The sequence below is a fragment of the Pedobacter roseus genome (assembly GCF_014395225.1).
Taxonomy (GTDB): Bacteria; Bacteroidota; Bacteroidia; order Sphingobacteriales; family Sphingobacteriaceae; genus Pedobacter; species Pedobacter roseus.
Genome location: NZ_CP060723.1, coordinates 6,266,638 through 6,283,841, shown reverse-complemented (window position 1 = coordinate 6,283,841; position 17,204 = coordinate 6,266,638). Strand labels below are relative to the sequence as shown.

Genomic DNA, 17,204 nt, shown 5'->3' with positions numbered 1-17,204 from the left:
ATATTAATCCTTTAATCAGGAAGAATAAAAACCCTACCAGCCCTACCCGCTTAAACCATAATTTTACTTTTTCTTTGTTCATGGCGATGCTTGTAAAGATAACGGATTTGCGCTAAATTAGAAAGATTTTAAATAAGGAAATATGAAATTATCTAAACGTCTGCTCCTCATTGTTTTTTATAGCTGCTTTTTTTGTATTAAAATTTTAGCACAAAATTTTGAAGATATTAAACGCTATAAGGTAAGTTTTGCCCTGGCAACAGGTAATAATGAGAAGTTGATTGCGCTCAGAAGTTTTTCTGCAAATAACCAAAAATATTTATTGCTGGTTAATCCCGAAACTTTAGATACTAAAGTAGATCTGGCCAGTAATTATACCACCAGCAGTTTGCAGTTTCAGAATGTATTAGCGATTTTTAAAAACACAGCTTATATAAAATCAATCGAAGCCGCAGCTGCTAAAGATCTGCAGTTGCAAAACGCAGGGATCGACCACGCCATCCCTAATGAAAAAGGCATTACGCTGACCATCGATCTTTGTCCATCGCATAAGGCTTTAGACCGGATTATTTTCCAATCGGTTTTTGATGAATTTAAAAAGACAGAGCAGCCCGCCCCATTAGCAGTTTCCGTTTCGGGTAAATGGATGTTAAAACACCCGGATGACCTGAACTGGTTAAAAAGTTTAGTGGAGAAAAAGGAACTGAATATTACCTGGGTAAACCATACTTACAACCACGAAGTAAATAAACTGCCTTTGGCTGAAAATTTCCTGTTGGCTCCGGGAACCAACTTAGATATAGAAGTATTGGAAAACGAAAAACTGATGCTTAAAAACGGTTTAACCCCTTCGGTATTTTTCCGTTTCCCGGGATTGGTATCAGATAAAGCAATTGTTGAAAAAATCGAAGCTTATGGATTAATCCCCGTTGGAAGTGATGCCTGGTTGGCCAAAGGACAGCAACCAAACGCGGGCAGCATTGTACTGATCCATGGAAATGGAAATGAAGAAATTGGGGTGAAAGATTTTATACAGTTGCTAAAAACGAAACAAGCTGATGTGAAAAATAAACAATGGCTGCTTTTTGATTTAAGGCAGGGTTTAGAAAAAGAATTTGAATAAATTTATCTCATTTTTAACCTAAAAGAACACAGAGAAAAATGCAGAGCGCACAAAGCTGGGTTCAGATATTTCTTTAATCAACCTTAGCGCATCTTTGCGAAAAGCTTTGCGTTTTTTTGCGGCAAAACTACTTTTTAACCGGCAATAACTTTATTTCTTTTGCTTTAAATCGGTTGTTTACAATTTCGCCGGTAACTTCTGCTTTACTCACGGCATTGCAAAAACCATGTTCGCCATGTGCATCACCGAAATCATCAATGCCTTTACCATCAACGAAATAGGGTTTGCCGTCTATCTTCACTGCTAGCTCACAATCTTTACCTTTCATTTTAAACTGGCATTCGCCACAGGCAATGTCTACTACCTGTTTGGTAATTACTTTTGCTGCTGCAGTTTTTTGAGGTGTGGTTTGGGCCTGAGCCATAAATGCAAAAAAACCGATACAGCATGTTAATATAATACTTTTCATAATTTTCTAAATCTTTATTCAAAATTAACTTATTTTGCCAACAACCAGGCGATTAAATCGGTTGGTTCTGCGATACTCCAGGAATGCGGATGCTTTTGTGTATTATTTCTTATTCCCCTATCTTTAGTTAAAATGAGTTCTACCTTATTTTCTTCTGACTTTTGTTTTAATTTATTGATATATCCTGCGCAATCTGTTACATTCATATCCGACAAATCCATGCTTCTGTTATTAATCCACCACAAAATATCGGGCTCGCTGTAAATTCTTAAGGCAGTTAATCGATAATCGGGTAGCATGCTTAAGTTGGTATAATCCGGATTGTAAACCGATTGCTCTTTTAAACTTTCTTCTTGTGTTTTATGCTCAGTATTTAAGGTATCTAATTTAGCTACAAAACTTTTTTCCCGCCCTTTTAATAATGATTTTCTTAACCTAACCATATCCAAAGGAGGATCAATGGCAAAAACCTTACTTATTTTTAATGTTTTATACTTTTCGGCATAAAACTTTAATACTGTTGTACCCCCGATAGAAAATCCACCAAGATAAAGGTCTAAATCTAATGAAATTTTATTCTTGTGATAAAAATCGTCAATCATATTACCTAATGTATGAATAGATTTTTTGTCGATTGGAAAACTTTCATTATTGGGTGTAAGATTAACCATTATAACAGCTAATCCATTCTTACTTGCTTCTTGTACAATGGATGATTGGGCCATAACGGCGGTTGGAGACTCTAAAAAGCCGGGAACCAAAAATAATATACCCTTAATTTTAACTTCTGTTGGTAAGCTTTGCATGTAAAAACAGTCTTTTCCAAAAAGCTGATCATTTTCTACTTTAACCTGTGCATGTGCAACAAAACCCGATAACAAAATTAATATAGAGAGTAAATATTTCATTAAGATTTTTTTTCAAATGTAAGTTTTCAATAGCAAAAGGACTACAACCCGCTGTAAATAAACCTGATGGAAACGAACATCCCGATTCTTCCTCGGGATAAAGTGGACAGCAGGGCTGAAGCACCCGAAGAGAACAGGAACCAACGTTTTCAAAAAACACATACAGACACCCCGTCCTGCGGACACCCCTCTGGGAGAGGGGAATAAAAAAGGGATATGCAAATCTGCACATCCCTCTTCATAAAATCGACTCCAGACTCTCGACTGAAGACTCAGGACTAATACCTGTATGTATCTGCTTTGAAAGGACCTTCTACCGGTACGCCGATATAATCAGCCTGGTGTTGATCTAAAACATCTAACTCTACACCGATTTTTTCTAAGTGTAAACGTGCTACTTTTTCATCTAAATGCTTAGGTAAAGTATAAACTTTGTTTTCGTAAGCACCAGTGTTAGTCCAAAGCTCTAATTGAGCCAAAGTTTGGTTGGTAAATGAATTACTCATTACAAAACTTGGGTGACCAGTTGCACAACCTAAGTTAACTAAACGACCTTCAGCCAGGATAATTACATCTTTACCATCAATGGTATATTTATCAACCTGAGGTTTAATTTCCACTTTGGTATCGCCATAAGCACCGTTTAACCAGGCCATATCGATTTCGTTATCGAAGTGACCGATGTTACAAACAATCGCTTTATCTTTTAATGCCCTGAAGTGTTGCTCGCGAACGATATCACAGTTACCTGTAGTAGTTACCACGATATCAGCTTCTGTAATGGCAGTAGCTAATTTTTTAACTTCATAACCTTCCATTGCAGCCTGTAAAGCACAGATTGGGTCAATTTCAGTTACAATAACACGTACACCCTGTGAGCTTAAAGATTCTGCAGAACCTTTACCCACATCGCCATAACCACAAACAACAGCCACTTTACCAGCCATCATTACATCGGTAGCACGACGGATCGCATCAACCAATGATTCGCGGCAACCGTATTTGTTATCGAATTTAGATTTGGTAACTGAATCGTTAACGTTAATTGCAGGTAAGTGCAATGTTCCGTTTTTCATTCTTTCGTATAAACGGTGAACACCAGTAGTAGTTTCTTCTGATAAACCTTTAATTGCTGCAATCAGCTCAGGATATTTATCAAAAACCATATTGGTTAAATCGCCGCCATCGTCCAAAATCATGTTTAATGGTTGTTGCTCCGGACCAAAGTGTAAAGTTTGCTCTATACACCAGTCGAATTCTTCTTCATTTAAACCTTTCCAGGCATAAACCTGAATACCCGCAGCAGCGATTGCAGCAGCAGCGTGGTCTTGTGTTGAGAAAATATTGCAAGATGACCAGGTAACTTCAGCACCGAGGGCCACTAGTGTTTCGATTAATACAGCCGTTTGGATGGTCATGTGCAGACAGCCTGCAATGCGCGCACCTTTTAATGGTTGTGTTGGACCGAATTCTTTACGTAAACTCATTAAACCTGGCATCTCTGCTTCGGCTAATTCGATTTCTTTACGGCCCCATTCTGCCAGTGAAATGTCCTTAACTTTGTAAGGAATGTAAGTTGTCTCTACTGATGACATAATTATTTGTTTTTAAATGTGATGCAAAGTTACGGCATCCCTTTGTGAAAGCCAAATAATTAAAAGAGCAAGCTGGTTTGAGGATTGTAAAATAGTGATGCGATTTCTTATAACCAAGTTCGAAAACTTCATATCTTATTTATTTTTTTTTGGAAAGCAAGTCCTGTAGTTCTTAGATCAGCTTCGGCCCTGCCATACATTATAGCTCCGATGAAGAATCGGAGGCTGCCATTCCTGTCCCTTAGGTTTGTGAGTACTTAAAAATATATGAACTTTGAATATATAAAACCTTAACGGCAGTGCTGCACTATTACTCTGTCTAGATTAAAGATCTAAAACCTGTATTAGAGCACTGCCGTTTGTTGAACAAGAACCATATAGAATTTTAGTCTGGCAGGACCATTAAGGGATTTAGTTTTATTCAACATGAAGGTTTAATCTCAACTTAAGATAACCAAATTTATGAATTACAAATTATTTGCAGGCATCGACATTTCAAAACTGAAAACAGATGTAGTCTTTTTTCTTGCTGAGGATCCCGATGAATGTTTCCATGGCACTTTTGCCAACAGTGATGCTGGCTATACAGAGATGATTACCTGGATCCATCATCTTACCAAACTGTCCATATCAGATATGTTCTTTTGCGCAGAAGATACTGGAATCTATGCACTTCCTGCGTGTACTTTTTTTAGTGATCAGGGTGGAAACCTCTGGGTTGAGAATGCGCTCAGATTAAAGCGGTCCCTGGGGCTCAAAAGAGGTAAGTCAGACAAGGCAGATGCTGCAGCTATAGCAGAATATGGTTTTATCCATAGGCGGAAAGCCTTTTTATTTAGTATGCCCAGCAAGACGATAAGCAAGATCAAATACCTATTATCATGCAGGAGACAGCTGGTAAAGCAACAGACCGCACTGAAGAATGTTTGTGGAGAGCTTGAGGAATTTGACAGGGAATCTGCTAAGTTCACCCTGCAAATCAGAAAGGCATTAATCAACGAATATGATAATAAGATAAGTTTGTTAGAGGAAAAACTTTTGTGTTATGTAAAGGAGGATGCCTTATTGGAAAAACAATATAGACTCGTCAACTCAGTATATTGTATCGGACCACAGACCGCAATGTTCATTGTGGTTCTTACCCAAGGGTTTTCCCTATTTGATAACCCAAGAAAGTTTGCTTGTTACTGCGGCCTGGCCCCTTTTGGTAAAAAATCGGGAACAACCCTTAACACAAAACCCAAGGTCAGTCACCTGGCCAATAAACGGATCAAAACCTTATTGACAATGTGCGCATTGAACACCATTAAAAAAGACAATGAATTTAAGAGATATTATGATAGAAAAATAAAAGAAGGGAAACATCATTCATCAATCTTGAATGTACTTAGAAATAAGCTTGTCAGTAGGGCATTCTCGGCTGTAGCGAATGACAGGCCATATGTAAAAGACTATCAATTGGTCGCATAAAAAAAAATAAGAAATTGCTTGGATTAACCATAGAATACAGGTTTAGATTAATCAGGTGCTGCGGTATGGCTTCCAAAGAAGTCAAGTTTGACATGGCAAGGTGCACATTAAAAACTTGACTTCTTTTAAAACTTCAAAACACAAAATAAAACTTTGATTTACAGCTAATTATTTCTTAAATTGTTATAACCAAATTAACAATTATGAAAAGCGTAAAACACTTACTTGATACCAAACAGGCTATCATTATCTCCGTATCTGAAAATATTTCTGTTCTGGATGCCTTAAAAGTAATGACAGAAAAAAATATCAGTGCCGTATTGGTGATGGAAGATGGGCAGCTTCGGGGCATTTTCACCGAACGCGATTATGCCCGAAAAATCATCCTGCAAGGGAAATCATCAAAAGATACCTTAATCAAAGAAGCGATGACAGCCAATCCTATTACCATCAAATTTAGCGACAGTATTGATCATTGTATGGAACTGATGACGGATAAACACATCCGCCATTTACCGATTGTAGAAAGCGGTGAAGTAAAAGGTATGGTATCAATCGGTGATGTGGTAAAATTTATTATTGCCGACCAAAAACAGACCATTTCGCAGTTGGAAAGCTATATTAGCGGGTAGTGATGGTGTTGGATGGTGAGACATCAACCAGTAGATATACTTAAGCTTTCACTGCTACTTTTTCCTCAGTTTTACCAGATTGGTGCATTTCGAGTTTACCGTTATACTGTGCACCCATCTCAATTTCAATGGCTTCTGTTTTAATGTCGCCGTTAACCTTGCCTGTTTTTTTTATTTCAAGGTTCAGTGCTTTTACATTTCCGTTAACCCTACCATAAATAATGGCAGAATCGGTTTGGATGTCGCCTTTTATCATTCCTTTTTCACCTAAAACAATACCACCTTCAACATTTACATTACCGATTACCGTTCCATCTATCCTGATTACTGCTTTTCCTTTTAATTCGCCGGTAATGGTAAAACCAAGGCCTATAATTGTAGAAATTTCTTGCTGATTGAGGTCTTTTATCTGGTTGTTTTTCTTGAACATGTCTACAAGGTTAAAAAGGATCTTGGATTGATAACTTTACCGTTTTGGTGTACTTCATAATGTAAATGTGGGCCCGTTGAACGCCCGGTTGAGCCTACTTTGCCAATATTATTACCGGCAATAACATTTTCGCCTTCTTCAACCAAAATTTTAGAAAGGTGGCCATAATAAGTTTCAAAGCCATTGCCATGTTTTAGTATGATACAGTTGCCATAGGCACCGCGTTTACCCGCAAAAATCACTTTACCATTTGCCGTACATTTAACCGGATCGCCATAATTGGCCCTGATATCCAACCCTTTATGGGTTTCTACATTTTCTCCGGTAAAAGGGTTTTCTCTATGACCAAAACCGGATGTAATGGTACCTAAATGCGGGTAACCCATTGGGGTATAAGCTACATTGTAAGTAATTTTACTCAGGTAGTTATCGTAAAATTCGCTGATTTCTTCATTCGATAAAACATCATCACTTTGTTCTCCACCTTCATTGCCTGTTAAAATCGGCTTTAGTCCACGCGCTTTAAGGTATTTATTAATCGTTAGTAATTTCTTATCTATCGATTGATAATGTTTTTTAAGCGAGGAGGTATCAATAACCGATAACTGGCCTTTACTTTTTAGAAGCGCAGCCTGAAGTTTATTCTTTGTCAGTTCGGTATTGGCATTACTTCGGATGAGGTAAAATATACTGCCCACAAGGATTAAAAATAACCCGAGGATGCCTAAAATATATTTTTTCCAATGGACCACGTAAGCTGTTGGAACCTGAATGGGCTTGCTCGAATTTTGATTTTTACTTACAAAAATTACGGTTGTTTTATTCCGTTTTCTGTTCATTTTGACACTGTTTTTCTGTTTGGCACGAAAACAAATATATGATATCCAACCACATAGTCAAAAACAAAGTACAAGCTTAACACCAATTGTAAAAAAATATATCAATTAACATTAAGTTAATCTCTGTACCAAAATGCGCTCATCGTAAATAAAACTCCTGCATTACGGCAGAAAAAAAGGGTTTATCCACAATGAATCGGGGCAATCTCTAAATCGATGTAATCAACCCAAAGGTTACTTCCACCTCCACTCACCTGCAATAGTTAAAGCTTCTTTTAAATTCTGCGACTCTAAGAAAACCCTTAACTCTTCTTCACCTTGAACACCTACCGGAATTTTTGGTGTATTGGCTAATGCATAAGTTAACATGGCACTGTAGCGCACCGTATTTTTTAACTGTTGTTCATCAACCAGTTTAAAACTATCACCATCAGAATGGTAAAAGGGTCCGGAATTATTTGGCAATTTACCACCGAAACCACCACCCGTGGGAATACCCGCTAACATAAACGGCTGGTGATCGCTGTGCAAACCTGCACCAGCATTAAACAGGTTTTTAAATCCGGTATCAATCTTTACAATATCAGCTCCCCAGGATGTAAAAAGCTCCTTCATTTCAGCACGTGAAGTAGAAAAACCTTTCGGATCATTGGTCATGTCGTAGTTTAACATAAACTTTACCTGGTTCAAGGTTCCGTCTTGTTTAGTCTGGTCGATATAAGCTTTAGAACCCAACAAACCTTGCTCCTCACCCATAAACAAAACAAATTCTACTGTACGTTTGCTTTTTAAATTCAACTTTTTAAACGTCCGTGCCATATCCATAATGGCGAAAGAACCGATTCCATTATCAATAGCGCCAGTAGCTAAATCCCAGCTGTCTAAATGTCCGCCGACAACAATTTTATCTTTTGGTAATTCTGTTCCCTTAAAAGTAGCGACTACGTTTCGGGCTTTGATCAAACCAGAGAAATTCGTCATGGCGATATGCGCTGTTTGTGGCTGCGATTTAATTTTCTCTTTCAGAGCCGTTCCATCCTCCAAACCAATACAAACTGCAGGGATTGGAATTAATTTACCCGTTACTGATGCCGTTCCTGTTAAAAGCACACCATCCTTTACCGTATTAATAATGATTACACCAATGGCTCCATATTTTGTGGCAATAGCAGTTTTTTCTGAGCGGTGCAAAGATTTTGTTCCTGCCGGAGAGCCTGGTAATACACCCAGATAAATCAAAGCAATTTTACCTTTAAACTTTTCCGGGCTGGCCTGATAATCTGCTTCCAACCCGTTACCAGCATCTGCAATTTCACCTGTAATATCGGCACTTACCGGCGAATGCGCCAGCGTAACGGCTTTCATTTTAACAAGGCTATTTTTATCAGCACCAATTTCTACACTGATGGTTTTCCGGGCCCAGCTTTCTACTTCAAAAGGTTGAAATTTTACCTCGCAACCATAAGATTTTAATAAATCGAAAGCATATTGCTCAGCCTTTGCCCCATTTGCAGAGCCTGTTAAACGGTGACCGATGGTTTCGGTTTCGTATTTAAGGGTTTGGTAAGCTTTTGAGTTTTGCTGTACATCGGTATTGATTTTGGCAAAAACATCTCCGAATTTATCCTGTGCATTGGCAAATAAAGTGGTGCAAAGAAGGGCGGTAGAGAAAAGGTATTTCATTAGGTTTAGTTTATCTGCTGAAAGTACAAATTTTCGGTAGAGATTGAGAGCTGTAACGTTTATTTTGCTTTGGCGCGAACATTTCTTTCTCGTACCAACTCTAAATATGCTGTCATGCTGAGGCACGAAGCATCTGCAACCTATGAAACGCTTTCCTGTAGTAGCAAGAGATTCTTCGCTGTGGTAGCATTAACAGATTCCAATAGACTGGCCGTCATCTCGACCGGAGCAACGCGAAGTGGAGAGATCTTTGTACCAAGTTATTGAAATCAGATTTAAAAGATTTCTCCACTGCGGTCGAAATGACGAAACTTCGAGACCATTCAGCTTCTTTATCCATCTGTCCATTCATATTGACTTTTATACAATAAATTATCCCTCAGAATGACAAACATAAACTAAGGTTTTACATGTGCCTTTTTCTTCGGAAAAACTAACGAGGCTACAATACTGATCACCAGGATGCTTAGAATCACAATTAATGAATGCTCAGTGGTAAATCCCCATTTTTCCAGATAAGTATGCCCTAACATTTTCACTCCTATAAAAGCCAGTAAAAATGCCAAACCTGTTTTTAGATAATGGAATTTGTGAATAATATTTACCAATAAAAAGAACATAGACCGCAAGCCCATGATGGCGAAAATGTTAGAGAAAAATACAATGTAAGGATCTTTGGTTACGGCAAAAATAGCTGGAATAGAATCGACCGCAAACAGCAGATCGGTAAACTCTACAATCAGCAACACTAAAAATAATGGTGTAACAAATGTTTTATGGTCTATTTTAACAAAGAAGTTTTTACCCTCGTATTTTGGATGAATAGAAAATATTTTCGATGCCCATTTCACCACAGGGTGATTTTCGGGATCAATCTTATCATCTTCCTCCTTGCTGAAAAACATCTTCACGCCAGTAAACACCAGGAAAGCACCAAAAACATAAAGTATCCAGGCAAATTTGGTAATCAGTGCCGCGCCCACAAAAATGAAGATGAAACGCATAATGATGGCACCCAATATCCCCCAGAACAATACGCGGTGATAATATTTTTCTTCGACCGCAAATGCAGAGAAAATGAGTACAATAACAAAGATATTATCTACCGAAAGTGCATACTCAATTACGTAACCCGTTAAAAACTCCAGTCCGAGATTTTGCTTATAAACCGCCAAACTCCCTTCAAAATCGCCGGGAATTAATTTTATATGATGCTGGTGTTTGGTTACAATCTCTTGCAGGTGGGCAAAATCCTTAATTCCGTGCAGTTGATGTCCCTCAGTTAGTAAGATAAAATAAAAGCCGATGGCCAGGGCAACCATAATCAAACTCATTATCCCTGCTTGTTTTAAACTCACTACATGCTCTTTCCTGCTAAAAAGACCTAGGTCTAAAGCAAGAATCAGTACAATAAAAAGAAGAAAACCTAAGCTAAAAAGTAATTCGTTACCCATTATTTTTTACGTTCAGTGGTATACAGTACAAGCTGTTCTAAACCTGTTCTGGCTTCACCTGCATCAAAACTGTGCAGAATATTAAATGCTTCATTCTGATACTCCAACATTTTCTCATTGGCATAATACACACCTTGGTGGGCATTTACAAAATCAATAATCTGTTGTATTTTAACCGGATCGTCCTGATGGTTTTTCACCAGGTTGATCATTTTTTTACGTTCTGTTTTCTCCGCTTTATTTAAGGCATAAATTAAAGGCAAGGTTACTTTCTTTTCTTTAATATCTATGCCCAAAGGTTTGCCAACATCATCGGTTCCAAAATCGAAGGTATCATCTTTAATCTGAAAGGCAATCCCCACTTTTTCTCCAAACAAACGCATTTTTTCTATCGTAGCATCATCAGCACCAGCCGAAGCAGCACCCGCAGCACAGCAGGAGGCAATTAACGAAGCCGTTTTCTGGCGGATCACATCAAAATACAAATCTTCCGATATATCCATTCTCCGTACCTTTTCTACCTGCAGCAGCTCTCCTTCACTCATCTGTTTCACCGCTTCTGATACAATCTGTAACAAACGATGCTCGTTATTGTTTACCGAAAGCAGCAATCCCTTGGCCAGCAGGTAATCGCCAACCAAAACCGCAATTTTATTTTTCCATAAAGCATTGATAGAGAAAAAGCCACGGCGCTCATAAGCGTTATCCACCACATCATCGTGTACCAAAGTAGCCGTATGTAAAAGCTCCACCAGGGCGGCCCCACGGTGGGTTGATTCGGTAATTCCACCGCACAATTTAGCTGCAAAAAACACGAACATCGGCCGCATTTGTTTGCCTTTTTGCTTTACAATATAATGGGTAATCCTATCCAGCAACGGTGCGTCGCTATGCATCGATTCCTTAAAGGTTTTTTCAAACGCTTTAATGTCAGCAGCTATAGGTGTTTTTATCTGTTCGATTCCCGGCATTAAGTCGAAAAATTTTGATTGCAAACTTAAGCTAATTTCCCATAAAAAGGTAATCTGCAATCTTATTATTAAGGATTTGAAAAGCAAAGGATAGCAATCTTTAACATCTTTGCTCCTGCTATTGCCCATAGTCCTCGCCCTCATGCTTCGGGCTGTGGGCTATTTGGCGCTATTAGGTTTAACATGATGGGGCAGTGCAGGTAAAGAGCACCCCTCAAAGCGAGAATTAATTCCCCTAAAAATTAGCTTTATTTAAATTCAAATTTTACATTTAAACCAATATTTAATGGCATGAAAAAACGCTACAAAGTAATTATTGGCCTTTCGGCATTCATTATTGCTGGTTATTTGTTAGGACCAAAACCCAAAAAGCCAGTATTTAGTGAGGAGCTGACCAAAGTGCCCGATCTGGAAGACCTTGACAGCTATGTAGCCAGTATCGAATCCATGCATAAAATAAAACCCGGCAACGAAGCCGAAATTGTATGGGCCGATAGCCTCCACCAGCAAACTGAATATGCCATTGTGTATTTACATGGTTTTTCGGCATCAAAAACAGAAGGCAACCCGGTACATTTAGATTTAGCTAAGCAATTACATGCCAATTTATACCTCGCGCGTTTGGCCGATCACGGTATTGATACCCTGGCACCCATGCAATATTTTACGGCCGACCGCCTTTGGGAAACCAGTAAACAGGCTTATGCCATTGGCAAAAAACTGGGCAAAAAGGTAATTTTAGTAGGTACTTCTACCGGAGGAACGGTGGCTCTAAAATTAGCGGCAACCTACCCGGAAATTAACAGTTTGATTTTAATGTCGCCAAATGTGGCCATTAACGATAAAAATGCATGGCTTTTAAACAACCCGTGGGGCTTACAGATTGCCCGTAAAGTAGTGGGAGGCGACGAACGTAAAGTAGATGACCGCACCGACGAATACAAAAAATACTGGTACACCAATTACCGGCTAGAATCGTTGGTAGAACTGGAAGAATTTATAGAAAGTAGCATGCTCAAACCGACCTTTAAAAAAGTAAAACAACCTGTATTACTACTTTATTACTATAAGAATGAGCTCGAGCAAGATCCTGTAGTCCGGGTAGATGCCATGCTGAAAATGTATGATGAACTGGGTACGCCAAATAACTTAAAACAAAAAGTAGCCATACCCAATGCAGGTAACCATGTAATGGGTTCTTATATTACTTCGAAAGATTTGCCGGGTGTAGAAAAGGCAATAAATCTATATATAAAGAATATCCTAAAAATATCTTTAGAAACTTCTAAATAAATCAAAATGAAAAAATGGCTCTCACTCCTTCTTATCTTATTCTGTTTTATCAAAAGCCAGGCGCAAACAGTAAGTTATAATGATTTTAAAAAGCTAATCCCCTACCTACAGGCAGAAGATTGGAAAAATGCCTATAGAATTTCATCTGATCTTTTGTCATCATCAGAAAAGGATACCTCAGATTATAGGGCAATAGTTTTATATGCTAATATTTTGTCGGCGTCAGGTATGGTAACCCAGCGCTTAATGACTTTTGAACAATTGGAAAAAGCTATAAGCAAATACAAAGGACATAAAATCTTATTTTCTTCCCATCCGGTTACACAAAAAGAAGGGGCATTAAATGCGGTTAAATTTTCCGATGCTAAATTAGCAAAAGACGCCTTTATCACCGCAACCAATAAAGAGGGAACCTATATTTTATGTTTCGAAAATATCATTTTTAAAAAGCCAGTTAATCCGGCTTCTTTTGGTAATTCTTTTGTGCGGTGCGGTGGTAAAATTGATAAAATAGAGTTTAACCCAAATAAATCGCTAATATGGATTACTAGATTAACCATAAAAGATGGCTTTGCCGGGGCATCGGATTAATATCGAAAAAAGAAATACTTTTCCGTATCCTTTACTATATTTTTGTAATCTGTTCGATATTAATCTGCATAAGGTATTTTCGTTCAGGTACCTGTACACCAAGCCTTGATGTTATATCTATATTGCTACTGGTACCAATAAGTTTTATATTAATTTTATTCAATCTCTATAAAAGCATTAGAACAAAAAACTGGTGGTTATTTGCCCCACATTTATTAGGATTCACAATACTTTTACTAGTTTTAAACATCATCTAAACTTTCTCCCTCAAACCAATGAAAAATCTCAAACCTTTATTAATTGAAATAGCATGGTTTTTGGGCTGTGCAGTAGTATCATATTATATGTTCATCATACTACTGGGAAATTCTGGCCTGGATATTAATCTTCATGACACTTATTTCGTTGTTAAAGCAGAACATGCATGGATATCCTTTTTTACCATTATTTCATTTTTTCTTTACTATTTTAAGGAGCTTAAATATTCATTTTGTAGAAAAATTCAACGCTCATTTATTTTCTTTTTAGGATTTATTTTAATCATTCTTGCATCATTGGCTGTTCAGCTTTTACCATTTTTTAATCCATATCACAATATTAACGGCTGGACGGTTTATCCCCCACTGTCGATACAACCCAAAATCGATCAATTCAAACAAAACTTCATTATTTTAACAATCGTATCTAAAGCTGTAATCATACTGCAGATCGCAGTGGTAACCATGATGTTATCCGTAGCTTATAAATGGGGAAAATCGAAGAAAATGATTTCAGAAATTTAGTACAGGCTTACGAAGTTATTCGATCGATAATCCCCTGGTTAAACTTCGTAAGACACTAGCCCAAAATATTCTTTACGATCATCTCCGCATGTACCCTCGAGTTTTCAATAAATAGTTTGTGGGTATCTAATCCACCGCAAACTACACCAGCCAGGTATAAACCTTTTACGTTGGTTTCCATGGTTTCTTCGTTATAGGCCGGGCAAAGTGTTTCGGGCAGATCGATTCCGAATTTTCTTAACATCGAAAAATCTGGCTGATAGCCCGTCATGGCAATTACAAAATCATTTGGAATGGTTTTTATCCCTTCCGGGGTTTTAATATCCACTTCACCTTCCCTTATTTCAACAAGTTCAGAATCGAAAAGGGCAGTAACTTCACCTTCTTTAATCCTGTTCTGTATATCGGGGCGAACCCAATATTTAACATGCGGACCAAGTTCACCACTCCTCACCACCATGGTTACCTTTGCACCCTTGCGGTAGGTTTCTAAAGCGGCATCCACGCCCGAGTTATTGGCACCAACAACAACCACATTTTGGAAGGCATATAAATGTGGATCCTTGTAATAATGTGTCACTTTTGGCAAATCTTCACCCGGCACATTCATCAATAAAGGTACATCGTAAAATCCCGTAGCCACAATCACATTGCCAGCCGTATAATCAGTTTTTGAAGTCTTGATTTCGAAAAGATTGTTATCATTCTTAACCACTTGCTTTACCCTTTCGAAAAGATGGATGTTTAAATCGAATTTTTCGGCAACACGGCGATAATATTCTACAGCTTCGTTACGGTTCGGCTTGGGGCTGATGGTTACAAAAGGCACGCCTCCTATCTCTAATTTTTGAGAAGTAGAAAAGAATGTCATAAATACCGGATAGTTGAACAAGCTATTCACCAAAGCACCTTTTTCTATAATAACATAGCTTAAGTTTGCTTTTTGGGCTTCAATTGCACAGGCCATCCCTATCGGGCCCGCACCTATAATTAATACGTCGTAATGATTTTGATTGTCTGACATTCAGGTATTTTTATTTCGCTGTAAGATTGATTCCCCGAAAAGTCGGGGCAGGTTGTCGTTTCTCCCGCAATGACGAGTTATGATACTTTCATTGCTTTACTTGGGCAGGCGAAATCGGTTCTTTTTAAACCGGTATTTTTTATTGCACCATAACCACCAGCTACATCAATTACATTTTCTACCCCACGCGATTTTAGAATGGAAGCCGCAATCATAGAGCGATAACCACCTGCACAATGGATATAATAAGTAGATTTTGTATTAATTTCGGTAGTCCAGTCGTTAATAAAATCTAAAGGGCGGCTCAGCGTAAATTCTAAATGTTCTGATTCATATTCACCTGGTTTACGCACATCAAGCGCCGTAATTTCTCCATTTGATGCAGCTTGCTCAAAAGCTTCGGCCGAAATTGATTCAATGGTATCGATTTCTTTACCTGTAGCAGTCCAGTTTTCGAAACCACCATCCAAATAACCAATGGTACTATCGTAACCTACGCGAGTTAAGCGGGTAATCGTTTCTTCTTCCTTGCCCTGGTCGGTAATCAATAAAATCGGTTGTTGTAAATCGGTAATTAAGGCGCCAACCCATGGCGCAAACTGTCCGTTTAAACCAATATTAATCGAGTTTGGGATAAAACCTTTTGCAAAAACCTGCGGATCGCGCGTATCGAGCATAATTGCTCCCGTTTGGTTCGCCAGATCCTCAAATTGTTGAGGGGTTAAGGCATTTAAACCCTTCTCGTAAACATCATCAATACTTTCTACACCACCTTTATTAATAGCAGCATTTTTAGCAAAATATTGTGGTGGTGGCATAATGCCATCTGTTACTTCAGCAATAAACTGTTCTTTTGTTTCTGCTTTTAAAGCATAATTAACCTGTTTCTGATGGCCTAAGGTATCGAAAGTTTCTTTACTCATGCTTTTGCCACAGGCAGAACCAGCACCATGTGCCGGATATACGATTACATCATCTGCTAAAGGTTTTATCTTTTCATTTAACGAATCGTAAAGCATTCCGGCCAAATCATCCATCGTTAAATGACCTTTTTGGGCTAAATCCGGACGACCTACATCTCCGATAAATAAGGTATCACCGCTAAAAATGCAATGGTCTTTACCGTTTTCATCAGTTAACAGATAAGTGGTCGATTCTAAAGTATGCCCAGGGGTATGTAATGCTGTTATGGTTAAGTTTCCAATTTTGAATTGCTCACCATCTTTGGCGATATGCGATTTAAATTCGGTTTTTGCGGTTGGTCCGTATATAATTTCGGCACCCGATTTTTCTGCAAGATCTACGTGACCAGAAACAAAATCGGCATGAAAATGCGTTTCAAAAATATATTTAATGGTGGCACCTGCTTTTTCTGCTTTCTTTAAATACGTCGCAACTTCTCTTAAAGGATCAATAATTGCAGCCTCGCCATTACTTTCGATGTAATAAGCGGCTTCTGCCAGGCAACCTGTATATATCTGTTCTATTTTCATGTTTAATAAGTATCAAGTATGGAGAAGTGAGTATCAAGATATAACCTTACGCCTTAAACCTTTCGCCATATATCCTTCCATAGCAAAAATAGGGCTAAATACTTATAACCGAAATGATGTTAGTCATAATTGCAGAAGTTTTACTTATTGTAGTACATGATACAGCTTATCTAGATATTAAATTTAGTAATGCTAAATCTTAATCCTTTTTATTTGAAAACGAACGTTTTGTTGTTCTTGGCCAGTGAAGCCCTGCCATTCGCTTTAGTCCTGATAAAAAAATCGGGAGCTGCCGCTACTGTCAGGTTTATAACTGAAAGGCCTGTTCCTTACATCACGCCAAATACTGCACTTTGCTAGGTTTAGCCAATTGTACTTATCCTTTGTCTCTAAACCCGATCGAAGCGAGATGCCGATTCTTCATCGGCAGAAGCGTGAGCGGGACTG

17 protein-coding genes are annotated in these 17,204 nt (G+C 38.2%); 7 read left to right on the top strand and 10 right to left on the bottom strand.

Features of this window, described 5'->3' with window-relative positions; translation table 11 throughout:
* Window positions 1–142: 142 nt before the first annotated feature.
* A complete protein-coding gene (locus tag H9L23_RS26110; protein ID WP_187593020.1) occupies window positions 143–1,123 on the top strand; it encodes a polysaccharide deacetylase family protein in 981 nt (326 codons plus the stop codon).
* Window positions 1,124–1,250: 127 nt separating this feature from the next.
* Here H9L23_RS26110 and H9L23_RS26105 read toward each other — a convergent pair whose 3' ends face one another.
* The 3 genes from H9L23_RS26105 to ahcY form a co-directional block, all read right to left on the bottom strand.
* Window positions 1,251–1,592 carry a DUF6370 family protein gene (locus H9L23_RS26105; protein ID WP_223191018.1) on the bottom strand — a complete coding sequence of 114 codons (342 nt, stop codon included), beginning with the start codon at window positions 1,590–1,592 and terminating at the stop codon, window positions 1,251–1,253.
* Window positions 1,593–1,621: 29 nt separating this feature from the next.
* Window positions 1,622–2,398, bottom strand: a complete 777-nt coding sequence (locus H9L23_RS26100) for an alpha/beta hydrolase family protein (protein ID WP_187593019.1) — start codon at window positions 2,396–2,398, stop codon at window positions 1,622–1,624.
* Window positions 2,399–2,778: 380 nt separating this feature from the next.
* Window positions 2,779–4,095 (bottom strand): adenosylhomocysteinase, encoded by a 1,317-nt coding sequence (gene ahcY / locus H9L23_RS26095; RefSeq protein WP_187593018.1) that lies wholly within the window; start codon window positions 4,093–4,095, stop codon window positions 2,779–2,781.
* Between the two features lie 462 nt (window positions 4,096–4,557).
* Here ahcY and H9L23_RS26090 point away from each other — a divergent pair, with 462 nt between their 5' ends.
* Both H9L23_RS26090 and H9L23_RS26085 read left to right on the top strand, forming a co-directional pair.
* A complete protein-coding gene (locus H9L23_RS26090; protein ID WP_187593017.1) occupies window positions 4,558–5,565 on the top strand; it encodes an IS110 family RNA-guided transposase in 1,008 nt (335 codons plus the stop codon).
* Between the two features lie 203 nt (window positions 5,566–5,768).
* Window positions 5,769–6,197, top strand: coding sequence for a CBS domain-containing protein (locus H9L23_RS26085; protein WP_187593016.1), 429 nt, complete (start codon window positions 5,769–5,771; stop codon window positions 6,195–6,197).
* 40 nt (window positions 6,198–6,237) lie between these two features.
* On the opposite strand, the gene H9L23_RS26080 is transcribed toward H9L23_RS26085, so the two are convergent.
* From H9L23_RS26080 to H9L23_RS26060, 5 genes are all read right to left on the bottom strand, one after another.
* Window positions 6,238–6,627 (bottom strand): bactofilin family protein, encoded by a 390-nt coding sequence (locus tag H9L23_RS26080; protein WP_187593015.1) that lies wholly within the window; start codon window positions 6,625–6,627, stop codon window positions 6,238–6,240.
* A gap of 2 nt (window positions 6,628–6,629) precedes the next feature.
* Window positions 6,630–7,466 (bottom strand): M23 family metallopeptidase, encoded by an 837-nt coding sequence (locus H9L23_RS26075; protein ID WP_187593014.1) that lies wholly within the window; start codon window positions 7,464–7,466, stop codon window positions 6,630–6,632.
* A 234-nt stretch (window positions 7,467–7,700) separates the two neighbouring features.
* Entirely contained in the window at window positions 7,701–9,149 is a 1,449-nt protein-coding gene (locus tag H9L23_RS26070; RefSeq protein WP_187593013.1) for a M28 family peptidase, read from the bottom strand.
* A gap of 398 nt (window positions 9,150–9,547) precedes the next feature.
* Entirely contained in the window at window positions 9,548–10,603 is a 1,056-nt protein-coding gene (locus tag H9L23_RS26065; protein ID WP_187593012.1) for a TerC family protein, read from the bottom strand.
* Window positions 10,603–11,574: a polyprenyl synthetase family protein gene (locus H9L23_RS26060; protein ID WP_187593011.1), complete on the bottom strand. Its 972-nt coding sequence runs from the start codon at window positions 11,572–11,574 to the stop codon at window positions 10,603–10,605. The genes H9L23_RS26065 and H9L23_RS26060 overlap by 1 nt, the downstream gene beginning before the upstream one ends.
* Before the next feature lie 291 nt (window positions 11,575–11,865).
* Between H9L23_RS26060 and H9L23_RS26055 the strand changes: the two genes are divergently transcribed.
* The 3 genes from H9L23_RS26055 to H9L23_RS26045 all read left to right on the top strand — a co-directional run bounded on the left by H9L23_RS26055 (window position 11,866) and on the right by H9L23_RS26045 (window position 14,240).
* Complete coding sequence (locus H9L23_RS26055; protein WP_187593010.1) at window positions 11,866–12,867, top strand: alpha/beta hydrolase; 1,002 nt, start codon at window positions 11,866–11,868, stop codon at window positions 12,865–12,867.
* A gap of 6 nt (window positions 12,868–12,873) precedes the next feature.
* Complete coding sequence (locus H9L23_RS26050; RefSeq protein ID WP_187593009.1) at window positions 12,874–13,458, top strand: hypothetical protein; 585 nt, start codon at window positions 12,874–12,876, stop codon at window positions 13,456–13,458.
* Between the two features lie 275 nt (window positions 13,459–13,733).
* A complete protein-coding gene (locus tag H9L23_RS26045; RefSeq protein WP_187593008.1) occupies window positions 13,734–14,240 on the top strand; it encodes a hypothetical protein in 507 nt (168 codons plus the stop codon).
* A gap of 55 nt (window positions 14,241–14,295) precedes the next feature.
* Here the strand turns inward: H9L23_RS26045 and H9L23_RS26040 are convergent, their stop codons facing one another.
* Together H9L23_RS26040 and H9L23_RS26035 are read right to left on the bottom strand one after the other, a co-directional pair.
* Window positions 14,296–15,264, bottom strand: a complete 969-nt coding sequence (locus tag H9L23_RS26040; RefSeq protein ID WP_187593007.1) for a YpdA family putative bacillithiol disulfide reductase — start codon at window positions 15,262–15,264, stop codon at window positions 14,296–14,298.
* 77 nt (window positions 15,265–15,341) lie between these two features.
* Window positions 15,342–16,757 (bottom strand): MBL fold metallo-hydrolase, encoded by a 1,416-nt coding sequence (locus H9L23_RS26035; RefSeq protein WP_187593006.1) that lies wholly within the window; start codon window positions 16,755–16,757, stop codon window positions 15,342–15,344.
* 213 nt (window positions 16,758–16,970) lie between these two features.
* Between H9L23_RS26035 and H9L23_RS26030 the strand changes: the two genes are divergently transcribed.
* Window positions 16,971–17,117: a hypothetical protein gene (locus H9L23_RS26030; RefSeq protein WP_187593005.1), complete on the top strand. Its 147-nt coding sequence runs from the start codon at window positions 16,971–16,973 to the stop codon at window positions 17,115–17,117.
* Window positions 17,118–17,204 lie beyond the last annotated feature (87 nt).

Coding starts and splice junctions, on each gene's coding strand:
- H9L23_RS26110 (WP_187593020.1), top strand. CDS start 143: ATGAAATTATCTAAACGTCTGCTCCTCATTGTTTTTTATAGCTGCTTT.
- H9L23_RS26105 (WP_223191018.1), bottom strand. CDS start 1,592: ATGAAAAGTATTATATTAACATGCTGTATCGGTTTTTTTGCATTTATG.
- H9L23_RS26100 (WP_187593019.1), bottom strand. CDS start 2,398: ATGCAAAGCTTACCAACAGAAGTTAAAATTAAGGGTATATTATTTTTG.
- ahcY (WP_187593018.1), bottom strand. CDS start 4,095: ATGTCATCAGTAGAGACAACTTACATTCCTTACAAAGTTAAGGACATT.
- H9L23_RS26090 (WP_187593017.1), top strand. CDS start 4,558: ATGAATTACAAATTATTTGCAGGCATCGACATTTCAAAACTGAAAACA.
- H9L23_RS26085 (WP_187593016.1), top strand. CDS start 5,769: ATGAAAAGCGTAAAACACTTACTTGATACCAAACAGGCTATCATTATC.
- H9L23_RS26080 (WP_187593015.1), bottom strand. CDS start 6,627: ATGTTCAAGAAAAACAACCAGATAAAAGACCTCAATCAGCAAGAAATT.
- H9L23_RS26075 (WP_187593014.1), bottom strand. CDS start 7,466: ATGAACAGAAAACGGAATAAAACAACCGTAATTTTTGTAAGTAAAAAT.
- H9L23_RS26070 (WP_187593013.1), bottom strand. CDS start 9,149: ATGAAATACCTTTTCTCTACCGCCCTTCTTTGCACCACTTTATTTGCC.
- H9L23_RS26065 (WP_187593012.1), bottom strand. CDS start 10,603: ATGGGTAACGAATTACTTTTTAGCTTAGGTTTTCTTCTTTTTATTGTA.
- H9L23_RS26060 (WP_187593011.1), bottom strand. CDS start 11,574: ATGCCGGGAATCGAACAGATAAAAACACCTATAGCTGCTGACATTAAA.
- H9L23_RS26055 (WP_187593010.1), top strand. CDS start 11,866: ATGAAAAAACGCTACAAAGTAATTATTGGCCTTTCGGCATTCATTATT.
- H9L23_RS26050 (WP_187593009.1), top strand. CDS start 12,874: ATGAAAAAATGGCTCTCACTCCTTCTTATCTTATTCTGTTTTATCAAA.
- H9L23_RS26045 (WP_187593008.1), top strand. CDS start 13,734: ATGAAAAATCTCAAACCTTTATTAATTGAAATAGCATGGTTTTTGGGC.
- H9L23_RS26040 (WP_187593007.1), bottom strand. CDS start 15,264: ATGTCAGACAATCAAAATCATTACGACGTATTAATTATAGGTGCGGGC.
- H9L23_RS26035 (WP_187593006.1), bottom strand. CDS start 16,757: ATGAAAATAGAACAGATATATACAGGTTGCCTGGCAGAAGCCGCTTAT.